This is a genomic window from Dietzia sp. B44 (assembly GCF_014145245.1).
GTDB classification, from domain to species: domain Bacteria; phylum Actinomycetota; class Actinomycetes; order Mycobacteriales; family Mycobacteriaceae; genus Dietzia; species Dietzia natronolimnaea.
Genome location: NZ_JAALEF010000394.1, coordinates 1 through 2,583 on the forward strand (window position 1 = coordinate 1; position 2,583 = coordinate 2,583).

The window sequence follows — 2,583 nt, forward strand, 5'->3', positions numbered from 1 at the left end:
CGGCGTGGGCGCCGCGCCGGGCTTCGGCGCCGCGGGTCCACCGGAGCCGGGGCTCGACGGCGCGGAGTCGACTCCACCGTCGGACGGTGCGTGCGACGCACGGAGACGTCGGACCACCGGGGCCTCGAGGGTCGACGATGCGGATTTGACGAACTCTCCCTGATCGCGGAGTTTCGTCAGAAGTTCTTTACTGGTGATACCGAACTCTTTTGCCAGCTCGTGTACCCGGGGCTTGCCTGCCACTGCTCTCCTCACTGCGAGGTCTTCACGGCAGGGCTGGCCGCGCGACCTCGGTCTACATTCGATGGACGTTCATCGCTGGAACTTCACGGTGTGCTCATCGTGTCTGGTCCGTTCCTTCTCTTGTGCTCCCCCGGTCGGCCCATGCGGCCGACGGGTGGTCTCGTGCTCACGACGATAGCGTCTCGAGCACCTCCGAGATCGCATCCTGGGACACGTTCCCGGCGACCCGCAGGGACCTGGTGAAGGCCTTGCGGTCGAGTGCTGTCGCGATGCACCGCTCGTCACGGTGCACCCAGGCTCCCCGCCCGACCGCTCGCCGGTCGGGGTCCGGCGAGAGGGCTGACGCCCGCGGATCGTGAACGATCCGCAGTAACCGGGAATCGGAATCCCGGCGGCGACAGCCGACGCAGGTCCTCACCGGACCCGGCACCTCGGCCGGGCCCTTCTGCTGGTCGTGATGCACCCGCATGAGGCCGCCTCGGTTTCTCGCCGTCCCTCCCACGCGAGTGGGTGGACGTGAAGTCACTGTGACATCTGGTGAGTCTACAGGTCGTTGACTATCGACACTAACGGCGCGCCCGACCGCGTGGACCGCGACCGTGCCGGACGTCACTCCGCGTCGCTGTGGATGTCGATCCGCCACTGCGTCAGCCGGTGGGCCAGGCGGGCGTTCTGCCCCTCCTTGCCGATCGCCAACGAGAGCTGGTAATCGGGGACCACGACGCGCGCAGCCCTCGTCTCGGCGTCCGCGACGGTCACGGAGATGACCTTCGCCGGAGAGAGCGCGTTACCCACGAACACCGTGGGGTCCTCGTCGAAGTCGACGATGTCGATCTTCTCTCCGTTGAGTTCCGCCATCACCGCCCGGACCCGGGCGCCGTTCGGCCCGATGCAGGCGCCCTTGGCGTTGAGGCCCGACACCGTCGTCTCCACGGCGATCTTGGTCCGATGTCCGGCCTCGCGGGCGATCGCCGAGATCCGGACGGATCCGTCACCGATCTCCGGTACCTCCAGGGCGAAGAGTCCACGGACGAGATCGGGGTGGGTTCGCGACAGGGAGACGGAGGCACCGTGCGGCCCCTTGTGCACCCCCACGACGTGGCACTTGATGCGGTCGCCGTGCTGGTAGGTCTCGCCCGGGACCTGCTCGGCCGGTGCGATGGTGCCCTCGGTACCGCCGTTCTCGGGCCCGATGTGCACGACGACGATCCCCCGCGCGTTGGCACGGGAATCCGACTGGATGACCCCGCTGACCACCTCGCCCTCACGGGCGACCAGGTCGCCGTAGATCCGCTCGGTCTCGGCCTCGCGCAGGCGTTGCAGGATGATCTGCCGGGCCGTCGCCGCGGCCACCCGGCCGAAATCGGACGGGGTGGCGTCGAACTCGCCGATCCGGTTGCCCTCGTCGTCGACCTCGGCCGCCATGACCGCGACGGTCCCGGCCTTCCGGTCGAGTTGGATCCGCGCGACGCGGTGCGCGTCATCGGTGCGCTTGTACGCGGTGAGCAGTGCGTTCTCCAGCGTCCGCACCAGGTCGTCCAGCGGGATCTCCCGCTCCTGGGACAACATGTTCAGCGCCGCCATGTCGATGTTCAACTGTCTTCTCCTTCTCGCACGCCACGTCCGGGGTCCGCGGGCTCCGACAGGAGGGCGAGTTCGTCCTCCGGAGCGGGCCGGAACTCGACCCGGATCACAGCGCGTGCCACGTCGTCCAACGGTACCGAGTCCACACGCATCCCACGACCCGACCTGCGGACCAGACGTACGGTCCCCGTCTCCTCGTCGAGGTCTCCGATCCGCCCGCGGGCGGGGCCGGTGACACCGTCGACGTAACTCACGTCGACCTGACGCCCGCGCGCCCGCCTCCAGTGCCTGGGTGCCTCGAGCGGGGCGTCCACGCCGCGGCTCGTCACCTCGAACGTCACGGCCCGGTCGGGCCCACCCCACTGTTCGGCGAGGTCGTCGAGGTCGGTGGACAGCGTCGCGAGATCGTCCAGTGTGACACCGGAGTCGCCGTCGACGACCACGGTCACCTGCCAGTCGGCGGCCCGTGAATCCTCCCGGATCTCCTCGAGTTCGAGTCCACGGTCGGCGACCGCTCTACGGATATGGGCCCTGCCGGGCTCGGGGACGATCACGTTGCTCCTGGCGTCGCTGCTGGTGGGTGCCGATCCGGATTGCGGACGGGCCGGATCACTGTACCGCCCCCGGTCCGGCGTCCGACGGGCCCTGGCAGGATGTCGGGGTGCCCGTTTCCTCCACCACCCCCGTGTCGCGCCGACGGTTCGTCGCGGTGACGGCGGTCGCCACCGGAGTGGCGGCCGCCGGTGGTTGCGCCCT

Annotated in this window: 4 protein-coding genes; all 4 read right to left on the reverse strand. The window is 69.3% G+C overall.

What is annotated here, in order from left to right; all coding sequences use genetic code 11:
* A partial coding sequence (locus tag G6017_RS12665) for a translation initiation factor IF-2 N-terminal domain-containing protein (RefSeq protein ID WP_182617671.1) occupies positions 1-243 on the reverse strand: 243 nt, incomplete at its 3' end.
* Between the two features lie 166 nt (positions 244-409).
* Positions 410-712 (reverse strand): YlxR family protein, encoded by a 303-nt coding sequence (locus G6017_RS12670; protein WP_182610233.1) that lies wholly within the window; start codon positions 710-712, stop codon positions 410-412.
* 140 nt (positions 713-852) lie between these two features.
* Positions 853-1,839 carry a transcription termination factor NusA gene (gene nusA / locus G6017_RS12675; RefSeq protein ID WP_179525437.1) on the reverse strand — a complete coding sequence of 329 codons (987 nt, stop codon included), beginning with the start codon at positions 1,837-1,839 and terminating at the stop codon, positions 853-855.
* Positions 1,836-2,381: a ribosome maturation protein RimP gene (rimP, locus tag G6017_RS12680; RefSeq protein ID WP_182617673.1), complete on the reverse strand. Its 546-nt coding sequence runs from the start codon at positions 2,379-2,381 to the stop codon at positions 1,836-1,838. The genes nusA and rimP overlap by 4 nt, the downstream gene beginning before the upstream one ends.
* Between the last annotated feature and the right edge of the window lie 202 nt (positions 2,382-2,583).